Origin of the sequence: Aliamphritea ceti (assembly GCF_024347215.1) — a bacterium.
GTDB classification, from domain to species: Bacteria; Pseudomonadota; Gammaproteobacteria; order Pseudomonadales; family Balneatricaceae; genus Amphritea; species Amphritea ceti.
In genome coordinates, this window is sequence record NZ_AP025282.1 from 4553240 (window position 1) to 4575478 (window position 22239).

Genomic DNA, 22239 nt, shown 5'->3' on the forward strand with positions numbered 1-22239 from the left:
CTTTTTCAATATTAGCGTTATAACAACAGTACTAAGCGAGTTCAGTCTTCGGTGGCTCTACACCTAACCGTTGTGCTGCGATAACTGCCTGAGTACGACTGTGCACACCTAACTTACGCAAAATAGCAGTTACATGGGCTTTAATTGTCGCTTCAGACACACTTAGCTCATAAGCAATCTGCTTATTCAGTAAACCTTCGGTCAGCATTGTTAATACACGGAACTGCTGCGGTGTCAGTGAAGCAAGATTATTGGCAAACACCTGATCTTCCGCTGGCACATCGTCCATATTATCTGCCAACGCCTGCGGCAACCATTCTTCACCCTGCAAGACTTTAGAAATAGCTTCAGCAATAATATCCAAAGGCGAAGACTTAGGAATAAAGCCAGATGCGCCATAATCGATAGCACGCTTCATTACCTGTGGCTCTTCACTGCCGGAAACTACGACAACAGGAATACCCGGGTTCTGACCACGTAAAAACACCAGACCAGTGAAACCATTCGTGCCAGGCATATGCAGATCCAACAAAACCAGATCAGCATCACTGTGCGTATCCACAGCCTCCTGAACCGCCGCCAGCGAATCAGCTTCTACAATTTCAACGCCGGAAACAGCTTGAGTCACCGCCTGTTTAAGCGCGGCACGAAACAGCGGATGATCATCCGCAATGATAATTTTCTGCGCTAACTGCATTCAACCTCTCCCCATATGCGTCATGTTACTTAGCATAGCAGTGAAAACCCTTTATCAAAGGCAGGACTCAGTCCTGTTCACACTGCTTATTTAACTAACATCTTATCACTGGCTACCCGCTAAACAAACTTCACCCGCAGGCTCTGGCGGATTTTATTGTTTAAGCTCAACAAGTTAGCCTTAGACTTAAGTCGAAGATTTACCAAATTTAAACCTTCATACATTTGTTTCCAGTATAAACAACAACGCCCCGTACAAAGACGGGGCGTTCATTGTTCAACACTTACTTACGGTTCATACGATGTTCAATCAGATCGTCGACCACCGATGGATCAGCCAGTGTTGAAGTATCACCCAAGGCAGCAAAATCATCTTCAGCAATCTTACGCAGAATGCGTCGCATGATCTTACCGGAACGGGTTTTTGGCATACCCGGCGCAAACTGAATTAAATCCGGTGATGCAATTGGGCCAATTTCCGCACGCACCCAGTTACGCAACTCTTTCATCAGCTCATCAGATTCTTCAAACCCAGACTGTAAAGTCACATACACATAGATGCCTTGCCCCTTTATCTGATGCGGATAACCAACAACAGCAGCCTCAGCAACAGCAGCATGTGCTACCAGTGCGGACTCAACTTCAGCCGTTCCCATACGATGACCGGATACATTGATAACGTCATCTACACGGCCGGTAATCCAGTAATAACCATCTTCGTCACGGCGGGCTCCGTCACCGGTGGTATACATACCTTTGAAAGTAGAGAAATACGTCTGCACGAAACGTTCGTGATCACCCCAGATTGAGCGTGCCTGCGCCGGCCATGAATCCGTTAACACCAGATTACCATCAACAGCGCCGCTCAGCTCATTGCCTTCATTATCCAGCAACGCAGGCGTAACACCGAAAAATGGTCGTGTCGCTGAACCAGGCTTCGCCGCTGTCGCACCAGGTAAAGGTACAATCATTACGCCGCCAGTTTCAGTCTGCCACCAGGTATCAACAATTGGACATTTTTCCTGTCCTACAACCCGGTGGTACCACTCCCATGCCTCAGGATTGATTGGTTCACCAACCGAACCAAGAATCCGCAATGAAGACAGATCAGCATCTCCTAACACATCTTCACCCTGCTGCATCAGGGCACGGATAGCAGTAGGTGCGGTATAGAACTGATTAACTTTGTGCTTTTCAATCACCCGGCCAAACCGACTGTTGTCCGGATAGCTTGGAACACCTTCAAACATAAGCGTTGTTGCGCCGTTCGCCAGCGGACCATAAACAATATAGCTATGCCCTGTTACCCAACCAACATCCGCTGTGCACCAGTAAATATCACCCGCTTTATAATCGAATACATACTCATGGGTCATGGAGGCATAGACCATGTAGCCGCCCGTCGTATGTTTCAGACCTTTAGGCGCGCCGGTTGAACCTGAGGTATACAGAATAAACAGCGGATCTTCTGCATTCATTTCTTCCGCCGGGCACTCAGCAGATGCAGCAGCTGTTAATTCTTCATACCATTTATCGCGACTATCGTCCCAGGCAACTTCTTTATCAACACGCTTAACAACCAGAACACTGCTGATACATGCGGCAGCAGCCGGGTTTTCCAGCGCTTTATCAACGTTGGCTTTCAGTGGAACGGCTTTACCACCACGTAACGAATAATTCGCAGTAATAACTACTTTAGAATTAGCGCCTTCAATACGGGCAGCCAGTGCTTCAGGGGAAAATCCACCAAAGACTATAGAGTGCACAGCACCGACACGGGCACAGGCCAACATTGCTACTGCAGCTTCAGGAATCATTGGCATGTATAAAGTAACAACATCACCCTTTTCAACACCCTGAGCTTTCAGAACATTAGAAAAACGGCTAACACGCTCATGCAGATCACGGTAAGTAATGTTTTCAGACTCGCTCGGATCATCGCCTTCCCAGATAATTGCGACCTGATCACCACGGGTTTCCAAATGACGGTCTAAGCAGTTATACGCGGCATTCAGGGTGCCGTCTTCAAACCAGCGGATATCTACATTGTGCGGATCGAACGACGTATTCTTAACTTTTGAATAAGGCTTAAACCAATCGATACGCTTGCCATGCTCACCCCAGAACGCATCAGGATCGTTAACGGATTGTTCGTACATCGCTGTATATTTTGCGTTGTCGATATGCGCAGAAGCGGCCATCGCTTCAGAGACCGGATACATCTTTGAGTCGCTCATGATCATGCCCTTAACTTGTTATTTTATATTCGTTATCAGCTGATAATGCATAACTGACAGCTATGCATCCATGCTCAGGATACAGAGTTTGCCTGCGCAACTTGCTCCCAACAGTAGGTTTATTATATAGACGCCGGGAGTTGGCGAGGCGCGAAAATCTGTTTCCAAATTAATTAAAAACTCTACTAATTGCATGCTTTATGCGGCATTGCCTCACATGCTATCGCCAGGAATTCTCAATGTTAATCTGATGTCTGATCAATGTATAAAGACTGACCTGTGGCCTAAATTAGACATTGGTCGATTCGAGGCAAGCCATTAGTCTTAGATACATGAAGGCCGAGCGTATCTTTATAGCCCTATATGAACAATAGGCTACAGGTTCTGCAAATGTTGCCATTTGCAGAACAAACATCTAATAACTAGCCAAGCATAGCATCAAGATCGACACCATCTTCACGCATTTTCGCCAATTTATAACGCAGTGTGCGTGGGCTGATTCCTAATTGCTGTGCAGCGTCTTTACGGCTACCTCCGGTCTCCCGAAGCGTATCAATAATTAACTGGTATTCATGCTGGCGCACACCCGCAACTAACGGATTAGCGTCACTTCCGGATGACAACTCAACATTCTGATCGAACTCAGCTGTCTGTATACTGGTCGGCTGAATATGTAAATCACGGGCATTAATTAATGCCCCTTGCTGTAGGATTAATGCCCGTTGCACCACATTATCAAGCTCACGAACGTTACCCGGCCAGTCATGGTTAGTCAGCGCCTGCTCCGCATCAGGCCCAAGAGAAACCGCTGTCCGATTCATTTTAAGTGAGTACTTACTAAGCAGGCGTTTTGCCAACGGCGCTATATCCGCCCGGCGTTCTCGCAGAGGTAGCCACTGCAATGGAAAAACATTCAGACGATAATATAAATCTTCACGGAATTTATTCTCACCGACATAGGCTTCTAACTTGCGGTTGGTTGTAGCCAGAATCCGAACATCAAGGCTAATCACTTTTCGTCCGCCAACTCTTTCAACTTCCTGCTCCTGAAGCACCCGTAAAAGCTTAGCTTGCAGACCCAAATCCATTTCGGATATTTCATCCAGCAAAATAGTCCCGCCGTTAGCTTGCTCGAACTTACCCGGATTACTGCTATAAGTACCGGTAAACGCACCTTTCTCATGACCGAACAAGGTAGCTTCCAGCATACTTTCCGGAATTGCTGCACAGTTAATGGCGATGAAAGGCTGATCCGCACGTGGCGAATGATTATGAATATATTGCGCCAACACCTCTTTACCCGTTCCGCTTTCGCCTGTAATCAGTACGGTTGAATCAGTTTCAGCCACACGGCGAGCGACCTGAAGCAGTTGTTTACTGGAGTTTTCTTCAGCAATTGGCTGAAGATTATCCTGCTTACGAATCTGCGTACCTGTATAACGCTTAACAACCTCGATGAGTGCATCCGGTTCAAACGGTTTCATCAGATAATCGACAGCGCCGCTACGGATTGCATCTACCGCTTTATTTACCTGACCATATGCCGTAATCAGCATCACAGGAAGACAAGGATGTTGCTGCTGAATTTTTTCCAGTAATTCATGGCCGTCCATGCCGCCCATGTTTACATCACTGACAACCATATCAACAGACTGCTGACCCAGAAGCGTTAATGCATCTTCGCCGGACTCAGCCTCAAGACAACTAAAATCTGCCAGCTCTAAAGTATCTACAAGGGCTTCTCTCAAGCTAGCATCATCTTCAACTACCAGTATCTGCGTTGCCATGTATATTCCCGTTACATTATCTATATAAAGTATGAAGAGCCGCCAACTTATACGCCGCTCATATCAGAATCTTTTGGGTAAGGCAGCAAAAATGCAGCCCGGGTCCCTTTTCCTGGTTCAGACACCAACACAAATTCACCGTGATGCGCCTTAGCCACTACCTGAGCGACTGCAAGCCCCAGCCCTGTACCATGTGATTTGGTTGAATAAAAAGGTTCGAGTACTTTCTGACATTGCTCCTGATCCATACCAGGTCCGTTGTCAGCTACCATCAGGCACAACCGCTCATCAAGTACAGACGCTTCGATACTTAACTCAGCACCTTTGCCGGTCGCCTGCAAACTGTTCTCTACTAGATTCATTAAAGCACCCAACAAGGCTTCTTTATTACACTGCAGCTGAATATCCGGTACTGAATTTATGCATTCGCAGTCTGCATCCCAGGTTACCAGCGGCACATCTAACGCATCTTCAATATCCCGAAACAACTCCACCAGTGTTATACGATCATCCAGGCGTGTCTCACCCCGGGCAAATACCAACATATCCCGCACCTGATGTTCGAGGTTTTCAAGACGGGATTTAATTTTGCCGGCAAACTTGATTTGTTTGTCGCCCGGTAAACCCGGCTTAATCAGATGACTGGCATACAGTAATGCTGCCGATAAAGGCGTACGAATCTGATGTGCCAGCGACGCCATCATTCGTCCCATTTCGGATAAACGCTGATAGTGCGCCACCTGTCCTTGCAGTAACCGGGTTTCTGTCTGATCCGTCAGCATAATCAACTGACCGGTTTCATTTTCAAGTGAACGGGTGGATAAGCTGACCCTTCGTCCGCTTTTTAAGGACACTTCATGACCATCGTCACTGCGCGGTGCAAAGCTTCGCTGAATGACTTCAATCCAGGGTACATCTAGTAACGGCGTCCCAAGAAACTCTTCTGCCGCTACATTAAACTCACTGATCTTTCCTTTTGAACCCACTACCACAACGCCTGCTGGTAACAAATTTAAAAGATTATCCATTCGACCACTAAGCCGGGTATTTTCAGCCAGCTGCTGTGCTTGCATCCCCTGACTTTCTGCTAAACGGTTCTGCAGCACTTCAACTTGCTGCCTTAACTGGGTATTTTCTGCATCAGCAGATATATTCTGATCAGCCATAACTACTTACGCTGTATTCCATACTTACGCATTTTTTCAACTAAGGTTGTTCTGCGAATCTGCAATTTGTCTGCCGCACGGGCAACAACATTATTGGTACTGTCCAGCGCCTGTTCAATCAATGTTTGCTCAATACCTTCCAGATAGGCTTTCATATCCATTCCAGCTTCAGGCAACCCTGCCCCTGAGATGACATTCTCTTCGGCAGACACTCTTTCAGAAGCATCAGCTTCAAAACGCTGTTGCATAAGCAGATCTGCTTCACTTTCAGATACAAAGCGAAACTTCTCCGGTAGCTCCTGAATGCCAATAACACTATCAGGATGCATAATTGTCAGACGCTCTATCAGGTTAGCTAATTCGCGCACATTTCCTGACCAGGGATACTGGCACAAGGACTCAAGTACCGCTGGAAGAATCCGAATCCGGCCAAAGCCCTGTGCTTCTGCACGCTGAATAAACAACTCACACAGCACGGGCAAGTCCTCTAAACGGTCTCGTAACGCCGGCATAGTGATTGGAAACACATTTAAACGGTAATAGAGGTCTTCCCTGAATTCACCAGCCTCAATCATAGCTTCAAGATCTTTATGCGATGCGGCAATGATTCTTACATCGCAATCGATGGTTTTAGTACCACCTATACGCTCAAAGCACTTTTCCTGTAAAACTCTTAGCAGCTTAACTTGCATGGTTAACGGCATGTCGCCAATTTCATCAAGAAACAGAGTGCCGCCATTCGCTAATTCAAAACGCCCTGCCCGGCTGGAAACCGCCCCCGTAAAAGCACCTTTTTCGTGCCCAAACAGTTCACTTTCCAATAACTCAGCAGGAATTGCACCACAGTTAATAGGTACAAAGGGACCACCAGCGCGGTCAGACACCTTATGCAAACAATTTGCGACAACCTCTTTTCCTGTACCCGACTCACCGCTAATCATGACACTTACATCGCGGCTGGCCACCTGTGCCATCAGACTACGGATATCATTCATAGCAGAGCTCTTGCCCGCCAGATCAGAAAAGGTTCCCATGAGTTGTGCAGCGTCATCTGACTGTAAGCTTAAATGCGAAAACAATTGCGCCAGATGCAGCTGCTGCATAATCTCAGCAAGACCAGCGTTTGCATCTATATCACCAACAAACCGCTGCAAAACATCTTCATTAATCGTGTCACGATAAGCCCAGCTGCCAACAGCAATCAAAGGCAGCTTTTTCGGCAAGCGTTGTTCAAGTAATTGATTAATATCTATTGGATGATCGCAACGTCCCAGTAATACAGCTACAACATCATCTTTGGTGCCACTTGAAGCCTGAAGCCAACTGACATAGTCCAGACTATTACACTGAATACCGGCAAAATTAAGCCCATTAGAAAGACTCTCCCGAAGAGCTGAATCATCATCTACATAAAGAAGCTGCATAAGCTATTCACACTGTTGCTGAACAAAACAAAGACCTACTCATTACCAACGTCAAATTTATGACATACAAGCAGTCTACACAAGTACTAATCTGTTATTTTTTTGACGCTAGATGTATTTACCACAAAACCCGGCTTCAACAAGACAAAAAAAAGCCGGTATCAAAACTGATACCGGCTTCCTTAAATAACTAAGCTCTGGCTAGAACTAAGAAACTTCCATTTGTGCCCAGCCCGACTTGATCGTCAACAGCAGATCCATAACTTCCTGCACTTTTTCAGAATTTACTTCACGATTTGCTTCAGAAATCGAACGAACCATGTAGTCATACAGAGCATCCAGGTTTGCTGCGATCTCACCACCTTTCTCATGGTCCAGGTAATCTTTAAGCGCCAGTACAATATCAGTGGCCTTATTCAGCTGAGTTGAGCGCCCCTGAATATCATTACGCTCAATAGCCCCTTTCGCCTTAGCCAGCGAACCTAATACACCGTCAAATAGCATAGTAATAAGCTGTTGTGGAGAAGCCGCATGCACTGCAGAGGCCAAGCCTACACTCTGATACTGACGAAGGGCATTTAAATTAACACTCATTTTTTTACTCCAATAATATCAGCTAAACACTTAGCTAGACTTAGCGGTAAATGGTAATCGATCCACCAATCCTGTCAATGAATCTGACGTTGTTCTGAAACTGGCCAGGATATTTTCCATCGCCACATACTGACTAGTTAACCGCTCATGCATAATGGCCATTTTACGATCCAGCTCAGTCTGGTCAGTCTTTATATCTTCAAGCTGATTATTAATACTGTCTTCACGGTTCTTGATAACACCTGTATTAGACAGAAAACCATCTATCAGCAAGGACATTTCACCGGCAAACCCGCGAGAAAACGTAAAACTAAAACTTCCTGAAGCGCCTTCCTGAACCTGTAAATTCAAACCGTAAGGAGCAGTATCAATTTTTGGCAATAATACATCACCTGCACCAAACGCAGCTTCACCAGCAATCGTACCGGAAACATCAGTACCATTCAGCCTTACCGAAGCAGTTGAGAGCCCGGTTGCATTCGTAAAATCGGTACCGGAAGCAGTGAACTCCACTTTTGTATTTGCGCCATACTGTCGAGATTGAAGCTTAAATTCACCGCCATCGATCACTACATCAATAGCCTGACCAGCTTCTTTCAATGTAGTTTCATTATTAATTAACGACTGTAGCCCGGCACGTAACTCTTCTTGCGAATTATAAGTACCCGTCAATGTTAATGCCGCAGACTCAGTACCGTTTACATTAACCGTAAATGTATAATCACCCGTACTCGTATCAACTGGGAAAGTCGACGTTAAACCCGCACCTGTTACAAAACCTTTACTCGGGGCAGTTGTAATATTTGCCTGATAAGTGCCCGCTGTCGCCCGGGATCCAAAACTACCCACTTCTACCGACACTGCACTATTTGTCGAACTTGTAGTCGTCGAAAATATTGCAGCGACATCTGCAAAGTTATCTTTAAAAGCAGCATCAAAATCATCAGTATCTATCTCAAGCGTTCCGTCCAGCTTGGTTAAAATACCTACATTACTCAGGGAATTAAAACTATCCACACCAGGCACAGATGAAGAAATCATACTGCGCATACGTGACAACAAGTTCTTAGCAGTACCGTCGTTAGCTAACTCGCCCCGCTTGGTCTGGTTAGTTTCACTATCTGTTGTCGTACTGGTCAACCCCTTGAGGGTCTTATAAAGCGTGTTGTAGCCCTCAATAAAATTATTAACAGCTGTTTTAGCAGTTTCTTTATCTTCTGTAATAGAGAAACTCAGCTTATCGCCCGGGCTTGCCTTATTAAGTGTTAAAGAAAGTCCCTGAATAACATCATCAATATCATTACTTGGACGCTTTACATTCAAACCATTGATATTAATGGAAGCGTCTTTAGCCTGCTGAGTTTCAGTTACGTTGCCGTGATTTGATTCATTAAAATTCAGAAAATCCAGGCTGGCATCACTGCCAGAAATACGTAATGCATTTTCCTCACCTGAAGGCGCAGATATTAATAACTGATAAGAGCCATCAACCAGCAGCACAGAAGCTTCTACATCTGAACTGTCTGCATTAATTTTATTGGCAATTTCCTGAATAGAGTCTGTCGCGGTCACTTCTATTTCAAGCGCAGTTAAGGCTTCGTTTTCTGCAAAGCTTGAAGGATTACCGGAGGCATAAGTCCACTCCCCCTGCGCAATCGTTAGCGTACCGCTCACACCTGCTGCTGCATCTTTATCAGCAAACGTCTGATTCGCAACTAAGGACTGCCCCTGCGCGACTTCCAGCACTTCCAGCTGATACGTACCCAGCTGAGCATTCGCATCCAGAGTATTCGCTGTAACAATATCAGTTGTAGGCAACGACACAGAACGTGCTTTAAAAGTGTCAGGATTAGACAACGGCGTCATTAAGTTCTGAAACTCAGACAAACTGCTTTTCAGAGTACCGTAAGCTGAAACCTGCGCATCGAGAGTGGTCTTTTTACTGTCCAGGCGGGATTGCTGTGGCGCTTTCTGAGCATCAACTAAGCTATTTACCAGACTAGCCGTATCGATTCCTGAGCCGGCTCCCAGTGCAGAAACAATATTAGTAGCCATAGTAAATCCCTCTCGTTCAGACGCTTAGCTTAGTTGTTACAGAATGCCCAGATATTCTACATGAATACTGCTTTAACGGAGCCATCATATAGGTTGATATCAGGCTTTATCGTTAAAGATCAGCCCCATTGCTGCTTCCAGATGTTTCGCTAGCTCAACAGCCTCTTCAGAAGGATACTGTCGAATGACTTCCTGAGTTTCGCTGTCCAATACCTTTATGATGGTATCGTTACTTTCTTCATCAACAGAAAACGCTAAATTACGTTGTTTACTGTCCATAAACTCATTCAAACGATCAGCCAAAGCAGCAGCTTCTTCATTAGTTAGCTTTTGCTGTGGTGCCTCGTTATTTGCAGTTTGAGCTGGCTGCTGAACAACAGAATCAGTTACCGGTTGCTGTGTTTGGGCTTGTTGTGTTTGCTGCAGTGGCTGCCCGGTTGCACTTGCAACATTAGCAGCATTGATTGATTCCACTGACATAATCTCACCTCCAAAAACAAAAACCCCCCGATGGCACGAGGGGTTTTATCGGTTAACGTAAAGCGTTACCTATTACTGTAGTAAAGACAGTACCTGCTGTGGTGCAGCGTTAGCCTGAGCCAACATTGCAGAGCCAGCCTGTTGCAGTACCTGCGCACGACTCAGGTTAGCAGATTCTGCTGCAAAGTCGGCATCAAGGATCTGAGAACGTGCTGCTGCAGCATTTTCAGATACGTTAGACAGGTTACTTACTGTAAAGTCCAGACGGTTATTTACCGCACCCAGCTCACCCCGGGTTTCGTTGATAGTTGTCAACGCATTATCAATAACACCAATTGCTTTCTGAGCGCCTGCTGCTGTTGAGATATCAACACTGCTGATAGATGAACCTGAACCATTACCACCAAAAGAAGTGTTCTGCTCAATTAAGCCAGTATTTGCTGCGCCACTACCACTCAACTCAATGCTAATTGGATTACCGTTTAACGATTTCAACTCAAGACCTGGTGCATTCGCGCCAGCCGATAAACCTAAGGTATTAAGTACCTTTTCACCATTCACATCACCGGCAGCAACGTTAAACGCTGCATTTGAATCCAGTACAATCTCACCCTGGTCATTAACAGACGCATGTACACCCGTTGTTGCCTGCGCACCGTTAATATCAGCCACGATCTGATCCAGATCATCTGCATCAGTTAATACAACTTCCTGGTCATTCAGACGAATCGTATCATTATCGGCAATTGCTGTTGCGGCTGTAGTACCGTTAGCTATACCGAAAGCTGTTTGAATATTACCTGCACCGTTAGTACCGTCAGCTAAGGTAATACTGCTTTCAGAGTATAAGAATATCTCTGTGCCATCATCACTCTTAGAAGCTGTTACACCAGTATTTGTAGCATCAGCATTGATTGCAGTAATAACTGCATCAATATCAGTACCGCCGGCAGCGATTGTACGACCATTGATAATAATATCATCCGTACCAGCAATTGCCTGACTTGTATCTGCAGTACCTGTAAGCTGGGTACTTGTCTTAGCTAAATCAACTTCGCCAGAAGACTCTGCTACTAAGCTTGCAACTACATTCGTATCACCAGTAGCAGCATTGATGTTATCGACCTTGCCTTGCAGTGAATCAGTGTTTTCATGATCAATAATAGAGCCATTAATAGTCAGCTCACCGTAGGCTAATGCCGTAGCGTTCAATGCTCCACCACGAATAGTGTCGTCACCTCTGGTTTCCTGGAAACCCAGGTTTGCCAGATCCCCTGATGTACCATTAACCCCAGCCTCCACAGTAATATCATTACCGTCATCCGACGTAAGGCCAATTTGACCAAGTGATGTTTGCTCTGCGGCAGATAAACCTGTAGCAGTTGTAATACCAGCAGCACCACCAGCACCACCAAATGTAATAGAAGCACCTGTACTATTAGACAAATTCAGCTTGCCACTATCATCGATAGACGCTGTTACTGCTCCCGCTGTTTGAGTATTAATCTCGCTAACTAACTCTTCCAGATTATTGGTAGCACCAAGCGTATACAATGAAGTACCGCCGTTAGTTTCACCTATCGAGATAGTTAACGCCGCAGCTGAAGTTGTAACACCGTTACCAACATCAGTTGCTTCAACATTGTTAAAGCCACTCGCAGTAACACCGTTTACATTGGTATTAATCTGACTGATCAGCTCATCAAAGTTTTTGCTTGAACCGTCAAAGGCGCCTATATTCTGACCGTTAATCAGTACATCGCCATCATCAATAGTCGTAGCAGTTAACGCCTGAGCAAGATGAGTACCAGCCGTGTCAGAAGAAGTAGAACCTAAACCTAAGCTCTTAGAGTCCAGCTTACCGATTTCAAAAGAAATTGTCTGGTTAGCTTCAGAACCTACCTGCAGAGCAATTTTACCCTGGGAACCGTCCAGAATGTTCTGGCCGTTAAAAGAAGTTGTTTCAGAAATACGGTCTAATTCTGCAACCAGCTGCTGTACTTCCGCGTTCATTGAGCCACGGTTACCGGAATCGTACGTGCCGTTGGCAGACTGGATAGACAGTTCACGCATACGCTGCAGGATGTTAGTAGACTCGTCCAGTGCACCTTCTGCAGTTTGGATAAGTGACACACCGTCATTTGCGTTACGAACTGCCTGGTTCAGACCGTTGATTTGAGAAGTCATACGGTTAGAGATTGCAAGACCAGCCGCATCATCTGCTGCTGAGTTGATACGCTTACCGCTGGATAAACGTTCACGTGCTTCGTTCTGCTCCATCTGCGCACTGTTCAAGTTACGCTGTGCATTCAGTGACTGAATATTGGAATTAATTACTAATGCCATGAGACCTTCTCCTCTCAACCAAGTCTGACTGGTTGTTTATTTGTCCAGTTTGAATCACATTCATCCGTGTAAAAATATGAATACGATTCCAGTATGTTTTAAGTTATCGACCGTCGGTCGTATTACTTGAAATTTTTTTTAACTTATTTTTACAGCAGTTATTTCACGATGTTAATACTCTGTGAAACCCTTATTATTGCTGCCTATAAGCTCGCTTCAGGTGTACTATATCGGTCACTAAGGAACAGACTTTAATCACATCTGCAAATTTTTATTACATAAATACTCAGGTGATAAAATGATCGACGCACTACGGAAAATTCTCCAGCTATCTGAACAGATTCTGGAGGCTGCTGAAGCCCAAAACTGGCAAGCAGTAGAAACATTACAACAGCAAAGAGAGTTGGCAAGCGAAGAAACTAAGTTAACGGATGTTCCGCAGGATAAAGACACTTCTCTGCAAGCAGAAGACCTGATCAGACATATCAGCCAGATTGACGAAAAGTCACTCGTGTTGATCGAAGCAAACAGGCAAGAATTGATTAAGGAAAAGCTGCAATCAAATAAGCGCAATAAAATGGCACGCGCTTATCAAAACCAGCCTAAATATTGAAAAAGGCAGAATGAAACATTCTGCCTGAAGGTATGAGTTACGCTTAATTAATAGAGTTAAGCCTAATTTATAAAGCTAAACCTAATTAATATAGTTAAACAAGGACAGAGAACTCACTCGACCAAAGGTAGCCTGAGCAGCCTGCAGCGTTGTTTGCTCAAGCGTAAATTCACTGATCACTTTCGACATATCCGCATCTTCTATGCTTGATATTGCCGTTTGTGTAAATAACTTGAAGTCCAGATTAGACGAACTGACGTTTTCCAAGGTTTTCAAACGTGAGCCTACAACTGTTTGTGATTCAGTGGTTTTATCTGCCGACATTTTGAATTGCTCTAACGCCCGGGCAACAGCCTCGTTTCTTTCCGTTCGCATTTGCTCGTTTTCAATCGGCTGAGACAGCACATTTGATAAAGCAGTAGCTGCATCCATCACATTCATTTTTTCAGGCGTAGCTGAGAGCTTTATTTCATTCGCACTGGCAATATCAGCAGGTTCATGAAGCTCCAGACTCAAACCGTGAATATTTATTTGCGCAGGCGTAGCCGCAATGTCACCCACCGCAATATTAGCAATATCATTACCGCTAGCATCTTTAACCGGTGCACCAGAGCTATCAAACACTGAATATTCAAAGTTATCAGGAGTCGGTTCAGTAACCCTTATAGTTAATTCACCCAGCCCTTTCGTTGCTTCCTTAAACGTATTTTCCGCCGCTAATGTCGCAAATTCCGTAGTACGTACGAAAGGCTCAACAGGTGGCACTTGTTGTGCGGCATTAAACACAGCCTGGCCAGACAGCTTTGTCTGTAACGGGCCATCAATTGATTCAAATAAAGCCTCACCTGAATCATTTGAAGGCACAAACAAATCAGATCCTACCTGAATCAGCCTCTGGCCATCATCACCCACATAATCATAACTGCCATCACCCTGCTTCACATAAGGCGCATCACCACCTTTGTTACCGGCAAACAGGTATTCACCCTGAGCATCCTGCGTATTCATCAGACCTGCGACATAGGTCACCAGCTGATCCAGCTCCTGAGCGATGGTACTTCTGTCAGCATCATTGATAGTGTCACTACCAGCCTTAATCGTCAGTTCCCGCATACGGTCAGTCGCTATATTAATTGAGTCAAGAATCGAATCTTCCTGCTCTAAACGACGCTGAGTTACATTGATATTGTCATCATACTTATTGTACTGAGAAAGCTCGCGTTCCAGCTTAACCACCTGCGCGGCACCAACCGGGTCATCAGATGGATTACGTAATCGTTTACCGGTAGAGATCTGATCCTGAAGATCTGCTATTCGCGATTGCGAACGTTGCATGTCATCAATTGAACGCAAAAATTGCTGTTGTGTTGAAATTCTCATGACCTGATTACCTTTTACTTAAACAGCCGAAAGTAATATCCGCTTTAATGACGTTTATACAGCTTGTAACAGACTGTCAAAAATAGATTGTGATACACGAATTAGCTGGGCAGTTGCCTGATAAGCCTGCTGGAACTGAACTAAGCGCGCAGCTTCTTCATCAAGGTTTACACCGCTGACGCTGGCTTTTGTATTAGCGGTTGTGTCCATGACAGCTTTACTGGCATCGGTTGCTATTTTTGATGTCGCTGTCGTTGTACCAACTTTTTCAATCAAACTGCCATACAAATCCTGATAGTCTGACCCACCGACAACTTTAGTGTTCTGCAGGTTAGATATTTTTAATGCATTACGGTTGTCTGATATACCGTCTTTATTAAACTCAAAACTAAAGCGGTCTCCTGATGAAGGCTGATTCGCAATAGTAATATCATAGCCATTAAGGCTAACAACCTGCCCAGGTGTAAACGCCTGATTAACCAGCGGTCCATTACCTGTATCCAAAGGCACAGGATTGGTTGGCTCACTGATGTCATACACGGTGTAACGAATGGGGTCTGCATTATCAAAGACAATTTCAACGGGCGGTTGTAACTGGCCGTCTACAGCAAAAGATGTCGCGCTTGTATCGGTAATATCGACCGTTGCCACACCCGTCCCCTGGTTACTGTCGGCAGGAGAAACCCTCACAGGTGAAGCCAGAGCCAACTGATTACCATCCTGAATAACTTTTTTAAGGTCTTCAGCACCTGTGCGCACAGCGTTAATGGAATAACGATCGCCATCAACAAAAGTACCATCAACCTTCAGCGTGACTTTTATGCCGTCAACAGCAAAAGATAAGGTACCCTTATTCGGATCAAGGTAATACTCACCTTCACTCACATCAGCAACACCTTGTGCCACATTGCCAACAGTGGACGCAACATTATTAGTAGCATCAATCATATTGACACTTGCACCGCCGATAAGCCCCGTACCGCTGGAAGCAATACTCAATGAGGTAACTGTACCGTCTATGGTTGCCGTAGAATCATCCAGATAACCTGAAGCAATTGCTTTAACTTGTGCAGGGGTATTAGCAGTTAAAGCAGCACCCGCCCCTTGTGTTGTGTCATTGGTGTACTGCTTTACCGTCATGACATCTGCATCGGTATTATCTGTAAATTCAACAGCTATGTTACCGCCTGTAGAATCAGTAATTTTGACGTCAGTCCCATCCATAGCAATGCTGATATTGGACATATCATGCCCGGCCGTTTCCAGGCCAGCCAGCGCAACATCTAACGCTGCTTTACTGTTAACAGCTGCAGTACCACCAGTCGGTAAAGTAATCGTCATTGTTCTGGCCGTACCGGTATTATCCAACACCTCTACAGTATACTGAGCGCCGTTAGCACCCGCTTCTGTAATGTCAGTAATGCCGACAGCAGAGGTTGCACTCACACCTGAAACGCCCGCTGTTCCATTCAAAGCATCAGCCACACCTTTGGCTGAATCAACGCCGGCAAAAGCAGTCGCCACACCGTTCAATGTTACTGTTAAATTTTCCGTGGGTGCCGTTACAGCTGTTGTACCACTGGTTAAAGCAGCAACTGTGCCAACGGAATTAGCCTCTACAGTACGATCGGCAGTAGAAGGCGTTAGCCGGTCAATATCAAACACCTTGCCATCTTCTTCCCGGGTCAGCGTGATTTGATTTTCTCCGCCATACGTTAACTCGTAACCAGACGCCTGCAGTAAATCTACGTTTTCAATCGACACGGCTGAAGATGATAAATCAGATCGGTTAGCAACATGCGATTGCAGGCGGCTTGCCTGAGCAGCAGATGAATTAACATCACTGAAGATGTCACCACCATAATTATTATTTACATCGATACCTGAACGGTGTTGCTGGTTCATAGTTTCAGATAATGCGATTGCAATACGGCCTAATTCATCCCGGGCATCATTTAACGACTCATCACGATAGCGCAATACACCGCCCAGTTTTCCGCCACTCAGCTGATCAGTTACTTCAGTGGTATTACCAGCAATAACAAGCTTTACAGAACGTTCATTAGGGATGGAGTCACTGGGAGTGCTGATCATCTGGTTAGATGATGGTCCAACCACCAGCGGCTGGCCATTGGCCAGAAAGACACTGTAACTTTTATTACCTTCTTCCAACACATTGATAGACACTAAGTCAGACAACTCATTGACTAACTGATCGCGCTGATCTTCGAGTTCGTTACTCGGTTTATTGGCTGCGACAGCAAGATTAATTTTATCATTCAGATCAGCAATATTTGATCCAAGCGTACTTACCTGGCTGGTGTAATCATCAATCAGAGTATTTACGTTTGCTTCCTGAATTCGCAGATTTGCGTCCAGGTTATTGAACCGCTGCACCAGCGCCTCAGTCTCAGCAATAAACAACTCACGATTCGGGTTTGAAACCGGATCATCTACTACGTTTTGTAATGAACTGAAGTACTTGTCCATTGCATCAGACACACTGGTGGTTTGCTGAGCCAGCAAATCATCTAACTGCGCCGTCAGAGAAGAGAATGTAGATGACTGGTTATAACTGGATAAGTCGCTCCACAATTGCTTGGTCAATAAATCATCGGCGAGGCGTTCAACACTGGTAACTTCAACGCCACCGTAAGCCGGTAAGCTATCAAAATTAACACGCTGGCGGGTATAACCATCAGTATTAACATTACTGATGTTCTGTCCGGTTGTAGCCAACGCATTCTGGTTAGCAATTAAGCCTTGCTTACCAATGTTTAATAAATTCATTTCAAACTCCTCGCCAGGAATATAGTGCCGTTACTCTGGCCTTTCGGCTGACGTACTTTATGCTATCGGCCGATAATTAACTTTCTTTGCTATTTGTGCCGGTGTTATTTACCAAACTGGTACTGCTATCTGCCCGGCTAATCAATTCACCACTAAAAATCCGGCTGATTTTATTTGAGTACTCGGGATCAGTGGCATATCCAGCCTTCTGTAACTCTTCAACATACGTAAAAGGATTAGCTGCTTGCTGCAAAGCATCCTGATATCGGGGGCTGCCTTTAAGAAAAGCCACATAGTCGTTAAAGCTTTCCTCATAAGAATTATAAGATCTGAATGAAGCTTGCTCACGCTGTGCAACGCCGTCACGGTACTCAAGAGTACTAACCTGAGCTTGCTCACCACTCCAGCGAGAGTCGGCTTTAATATTGAAAAGGTTATAGCTGCTGTTTCCGTTCCCTTGCTGAATTACGTGTTTTCCCCAGCCAGTCTCAAGCGCAGCCTGAGCCAACAGCACCTTAGGATCTACACCTAACTCATCAGCAATCTTTTCAGCGATAGGTAATAAGGACTCGACAAAGGCTTCGGGTGAGTCGAACTTACCCGGAAGAGACTCGCCAGCAGCAACAGATGTTGCTTTAGCAGACTCACTTACGTTTGGCACTGCACTGTCGGCCTTCCGAACAGACTGTTGTTGAGCCTGTCCTAAAATTGCAGAAGCTGCCGCGCTTGCAGTACTGTCGAAGGCTCTGCTTAGCATCTGCTCAGACTCACTAAGCTCAGGTTTCTCGCTTGATTTATCTGCACCAGGATCAACTTCGATGCCATAACCGGAGCTTAGCTGTTTAACAATAATATCTGCCAAGCCGATACCACCAGATTCCGACAAGTTCTTTGTCAGCTGAGTATCCGCCATGTCCTGATAGAACTTCACCTTTGAGGAATTCAAAGGATTATCCGAGCTGAATGCATCATTAGCCTGACGCATACTCTTCATCATCATGTTCATGAATAGCTGTTCAAACTGCTCGGCAACCGCCTTCAAAGCTTCCGGATCTTTCTCCTTCGCTTGCTGACGCAGCTTATTCATTTCACCAAACTCGGTATAAAGCTGTGCATTCTGACTAGCGTTAGTCTTCATCTTAAATCACCACTAACTCAGCTTTTAACGCTCCGGCCTGGCGTAGCGCTTCTAATATAGCCATCAAATCACCAGGGGCTGCGCCTACCTGATTCACAGATTCGACAATATCCTGAAGAGATGCACCAGGTGCAAACTCAAACATGTGCCCGCTGCCTTCATCTACTTCAATACCCGTCCTTGGCGTGACAATAGTTTCACCTTGCGACAGAGGATCTGGCTGATTTACGTCGATGTTTTCATTGATGGCAACAGTCATACCACCATGCGTAATAGCAACAGGCGAAACCCGCACATTCTGACCAATAATGATGGTACCGGTACGTGAATTAATAATGACCTTAGCTACTTCCTGCGCTGGCTGAACGTCGAGGTTCTCTAATACAGACAGGAAAGATACCCGCTGGGACGGATCACGTGGAGCCCGAACCCGGATAGATGTCGCATCAATCGCTTTAGCCATCTCAGGCCCTAACAGACTGTTAACCGTTTCAGACACACGACGTGCGGTCGTAAAATCCGGATGATTCAGGTTAAGCACCAAACTATCACCCTGCGCAAACGCGTTAGGCACTGTACGCTCTACTGTTGCACCACCTGGAATACGCCCCACGCTTGGCACATTTAAAGACAACCGTGAACCATCAGCCCCTTGCACACCAAAGCCCGAGACGACCAAGTTTCCCTGAGCTAAAGCATAAACCTGACCATCAGCACCTTTAAGCGGAGACATAATCAAGCTACCGCCACGCAAACTCTTAGCATCACCAAGAGTAGAGACCGTCACATCAATAACCTGACCCGGCTTAGCAAACGGAGGCAAGTCAGTATGGATCGCCACCGCTGCAATATTTTTTGATGCCGGATCAATATTAGGCGGAATTGCCACGCCAAAATTATTCAACATGTTTCTAAAGGTCGCTGAGGTGAACGTCGTTTTATCACCTGTACCATCCAGGCCAACAACCAAACCATATCCAACCAACTGGTTGCTACGCACACCCGCAACTGTTGATATATCTTTAAGCCGTTCAGCAATTGCGCCTGTACTTAACAGAAGCGAAACAGCCACTACTATCATTGATCTAAGCATCTGCCTTCTCCTGATTAAAACGGCCACAACTGACCAATAAAGAACTGCGATAACCACCCCATAGTATTGGAGTCATGCACTGCTCCGGTGCCACTGTAAGAAATACGCGCATCAGCAATTTGTGTCGAGTTAACCGTGTTATTAGCACTGATATCCTGAGGACGAATAATGCCGCTAACACGGATATACTCGTCACCCTGATTCAGGGTCAGCCACTTTTCACCTTTCACTACCAGTACACCGTTGGCCAGTACTTCATGAATGGTTACGGAGATATTACCCGTCAGGCTGTTACTCATATTTACTTTGCCCTCTCCATCAAAGTCTGTGGTCGAGGCACCAAAGTTTGCCGATATAGGGTTACCACCAATAGACAGGTCCTGGCCAAACAACGTAGGTTGCGCCAATGTCTGCGTATTACTTTTATCAATTTCCGTCTTACTGTTTTTCTGAGACGAAGTACTTTCCTGCAAGACAACAGTAATGATGTCACCCACGCGATGTGCCCGGCCGTCACCATACAAATTAATATTTGTCGCACTGCTAAAAATAGAACCATTAACCGATTTAGGCGTCTGTAAAGCCTGTGGACGAATAGGTGCAAAATGCGGATTATCCGGTTTAGGTGGCGTACTCACACACCCGGACAGCACCAAAGCAGAAACTAAGATAATCAACATTTTATTCATGATATTCACCCAAACTGGCTTACAGTTGCTGCGTTACAAACGACAGCATTTCATCTGCAGTCGAAATCACTTTAGAGTTCACTTCATAAGCACGCTGTGTCGTAATAAGGTTTACCAGTTCCTCAACAGCATTGACGTTTGAACCTTCAAGAGAACCTTGCAACAACGCACCGGTACCGCCTTCGCCCGGATTATTTAAAATAGGTGCGCCACTTGCATTGGTCTCCAAAAACATATTTTGACCAATGGCTTCCAGCCCCGCCGGATTAACAAAGTCCGCCAACTGTATCTGGCCAATATTTTGTGCCGCGGTATTACCTGCTGTAACGACTGTTACCTGTCCATCCTGACCTATAGTCAAAGTCTGAACTTCAGCAGGCAACGTTATGCCGGGTTGCAACACAAAACCTTCCGCTGTTACCAGTTCATTATCAGAATTAATTTGCCACTGACCATGACGTGTATAACCGGTGTCGCCCGTTGGCAAAGTGACCGGAAAAAAACCTCTTCTGCCATTGATCGCAACATCAAATGCATCTCCGGTATTCTCAATCGAACCTTCCTGAAACAGTTTTTGAGTACCAACAATCCGTACACCTGTTCCCAGCTGTAAGCCGGATGGCAACTGAGAACCTTCTGCAGATTCGGCACCTGGCTGACGCTGTGTCTGATACATCAAATCCTCAAACACGGCTCTGTCGCGCTTGAAACCAACAGTACTCACGTTTGCCAAGTTGTTCGAAATAACCCGCAATGCTGTATCCTGAGCAGACAAACCTGTTTTCGCTACAAATAACGCACTGTTCATTTTTTACCTCTCTGAGTAGCGTACAAACCGCTACTTTTTTATTCTTAGTCAGTAATGCTCGATAGTTAACGAACAATCACTTATTGAATACTATTACTGCATTTGCAATATACGTGCCGCTGCAGTGGAGTTTTCTTCTGCCGTCTTCATCATCTTCACCTGCATCTCGTACTGCCGTGACAAAGAAATTATCGACGTAAGCTCACCGACAGAATTAACGTTACTGGTTTCGAGAAAACCGGATACAACTTTGACATCATTTGCCGGCGGCAAAGGCACAGCATTGCCGGTATGCATAAAAGAATCCAAGCCTTTAAATAAAGTTCCGGGCTCAGGATTAACCACTTTTATCCGATCAACAATCGCCAGCGCTTCCGGCCCTTCACCTAATGGCTGAACTGTAATGGTTCCATCACCACCGATATCCAGTTTTTCAAAAGCAGGTAACGTGATAGGAATACCGCCATTCCCCATCACAGGGGCTCCTCCAGCGGTTACCAACTGATTTTGCGCATTAACCGTAAACTCACCCGAGCGGGTATAAGCTTCCTGACCATCCGCACCAATCACTGAAAACCAACCATCACCCTCGATAGCCACATCCAGATCCCGCCCTGTAGGCGTAAGTACTCCGGAACTAATGTCAGTCGCAGGGCGCTCGCTCATGGCATAAACCCTGGATGGCAAGCCATCGCCATATACAGGCATAGCTCTTGCCTGAGCCAAATCAGTTTTAAAGCCGGTAGTATTTACGTTGGCAAGATTGTTTGAGTGCGCATGCTGGGAGCGCATATTCTCGGTCGCCCCACTCATGGCCAGATACAGCACCTTATCCATTACTTACCTCTCTATGCATCAACACTAGCGGTGACAGATTGCCGCTTTTTACAATACATATAAAAAAGCAATTAGTGTGCCAACATAAGCAGAAATACCCAGCAGG

17 protein-coding genes are annotated in these 22239 nt (G+C 45.5%); 1 reads left to right on the top strand and 16 read right to left on the bottom strand.

Annotation, left to right across the window (positions count from 1 at the left end):
• Positions 1–31: 31 nt before the first annotated feature.
• The 9 genes from OCU49_RS20590 to OCU49_RS20630 form a co-directional block, all read right to left on the bottom strand.
• Positions 32–697, bottom strand: coding sequence for a response regulator transcription factor (locus OCU49_RS20590; protein WP_261842423.1), 666 nt, complete (start codon positions 695–697; stop codon positions 32–34).
• A 283-nt stretch (positions 698–980) separates the two neighbouring features.
• Positions 981–2933, bottom strand: a complete 1953-nt coding sequence (acs, locus tag OCU49_RS20595; RefSeq protein ID WP_261842424.1) for an acetate--CoA ligase — start codon at positions 2931–2933, stop codon at positions 981–983.
• Positions 2934–3355: 422 nt separating this feature from the next.
• Positions 3356–4720: a sigma-54-dependent transcriptional regulator gene (locus tag OCU49_RS20600; protein ID WP_261842425.1), complete on the bottom strand. Its 1365-nt coding sequence runs from the start codon at positions 4718–4720 to the stop codon at positions 3356–3358.
• Between the two features lie 47 nt (positions 4721–4767).
• Positions 4768–5886: a sensor histidine kinase gene (locus tag OCU49_RS20605; RefSeq protein ID WP_261842426.1), complete on the bottom strand. Its 1119-nt coding sequence runs from the start codon at positions 5884–5886 to the stop codon at positions 4768–4770.
• 2 nt (positions 5887–5888) lie between these two features.
• Positions 5889–7310, bottom strand: coding sequence for a sigma-54 dependent transcriptional regulator (locus OCU49_RS20610; RefSeq protein WP_261842427.1), 1422 nt, complete (start codon positions 7308–7310; stop codon positions 5889–5891).
• 207 nt (positions 7311–7517) lie between these two features.
• Entirely contained in the window at positions 7518–7904 is a 387-nt protein-coding gene (gene fliS, locus OCU49_RS20615; RefSeq protein WP_261842428.1) for a flagellar export chaperone FliS, read from the bottom strand.
• A 30-nt stretch (positions 7905–7934) separates the two neighbouring features.
• On the bottom strand, positions 7935–9959 hold the full coding sequence (fliD, locus tag OCU49_RS20620) for a flagellar filament capping protein FliD (RefSeq protein WP_261842429.1): 2025 nt from the start codon (positions 9957–9959) through the stop codon (positions 7935–7937).
• A gap of 99 nt (positions 9960–10058) precedes the next feature.
• Positions 10059–10439, bottom strand: a complete 381-nt coding sequence (locus tag OCU49_RS20625) for a flagellar protein FlaG (RefSeq protein ID WP_261842430.1) — start codon at positions 10437–10439, stop codon at positions 10059–10061.
• A 72-nt stretch (positions 10440–10511) separates the two neighbouring features.
• The gene (locus OCU49_RS20630) at positions 10512–12785 is read right to left on the bottom strand and encodes a flagellin N-terminal helical domain-containing protein (protein WP_261842431.1); all 2274 of its coding nucleotides are present in this window, start codon (positions 12783–12785) and stop codon (positions 10512–10514) included.
• 298 nt (positions 12786–13083) lie between these two features.
• Between OCU49_RS20630 and OCU49_RS20635 the strand changes: the two genes are divergently transcribed.
• Positions 13084–13398 carry a flagellar protein FliT gene (locus OCU49_RS20635; RefSeq protein WP_261842432.1) on the top strand — a complete coding sequence of 105 codons (315 nt, stop codon included), beginning with the start codon at positions 13084–13086 and terminating at the stop codon, positions 13396–13398.
• An 81-nt stretch (positions 13399–13479) separates the two neighbouring features.
• Here the strand turns inward: OCU49_RS20635 and flgL are convergent, their stop codons facing one another.
• The 7 genes from flgL to flgF form a co-directional block, all read right to left on the bottom strand.
• The gene (gene flgL / locus OCU49_RS20640; RefSeq protein ID WP_261842433.1) at positions 13480–14778 is read right to left on the bottom strand and encodes a flagellar hook-associated protein FlgL; all 1299 of its coding nucleotides are present in this window, start codon (positions 14776–14778) and stop codon (positions 13480–13482) included.
• Between the two features lie 54 nt (positions 14779–14832).
• The gene (gene flgK / locus OCU49_RS20645) at positions 14833–17568 is read right to left on the bottom strand and encodes a flagellar hook-associated protein FlgK (protein ID WP_261842434.1); all 2736 of its coding nucleotides are present in this window, start codon (positions 17566–17568) and stop codon (positions 14833–14835) included.
• Positions 17569–17644: 76 nt separating this feature from the next.
• Complete coding sequence (flgJ, locus tag OCU49_RS20650; RefSeq protein ID WP_261842435.1) at positions 17645–18706, bottom strand: flagellar assembly peptidoglycan hydrolase FlgJ; 1062 nt, start codon at positions 18704–18706, stop codon at positions 17645–17647.
• Between the two features lies 1 nt (position 18707).
• A complete protein-coding gene (locus tag OCU49_RS20655; protein ID WP_261842436.1) occupies positions 18708–19799 on the bottom strand; it encodes a flagellar basal body P-ring protein FlgI in 1092 nt (363 codons plus the stop codon).
• 14 nt (positions 19800–19813) lie between these two features.
• Positions 19814–20488: a flagellar basal body L-ring protein FlgH gene (gene flgH, locus OCU49_RS20660; RefSeq protein ID WP_261842437.1), complete on the bottom strand. Its 675-nt coding sequence runs from the start codon at positions 20486–20488 to the stop codon at positions 19814–19816.
• A gap of 19 nt (positions 20489–20507) precedes the next feature.
• Positions 20508–21296 carry a flagellar basal-body rod protein FlgG gene (gene flgG / locus OCU49_RS20665; RefSeq protein ID WP_261842438.1) on the bottom strand — a complete coding sequence of 263 codons (789 nt, stop codon included), beginning with the start codon at positions 21294–21296 and terminating at the stop codon, positions 20508–20510.
• Positions 21297–21389: 93 nt separating this feature from the next.
• On the bottom strand, positions 21390–22133 hold the full coding sequence (flgF, locus tag OCU49_RS20670; protein ID WP_261842439.1) for a flagellar basal-body rod protein FlgF: 744 nt from the start codon (positions 22131–22133) through the stop codon (positions 21390–21392).
• Positions 22134–22239 lie beyond the last annotated feature (106 nt).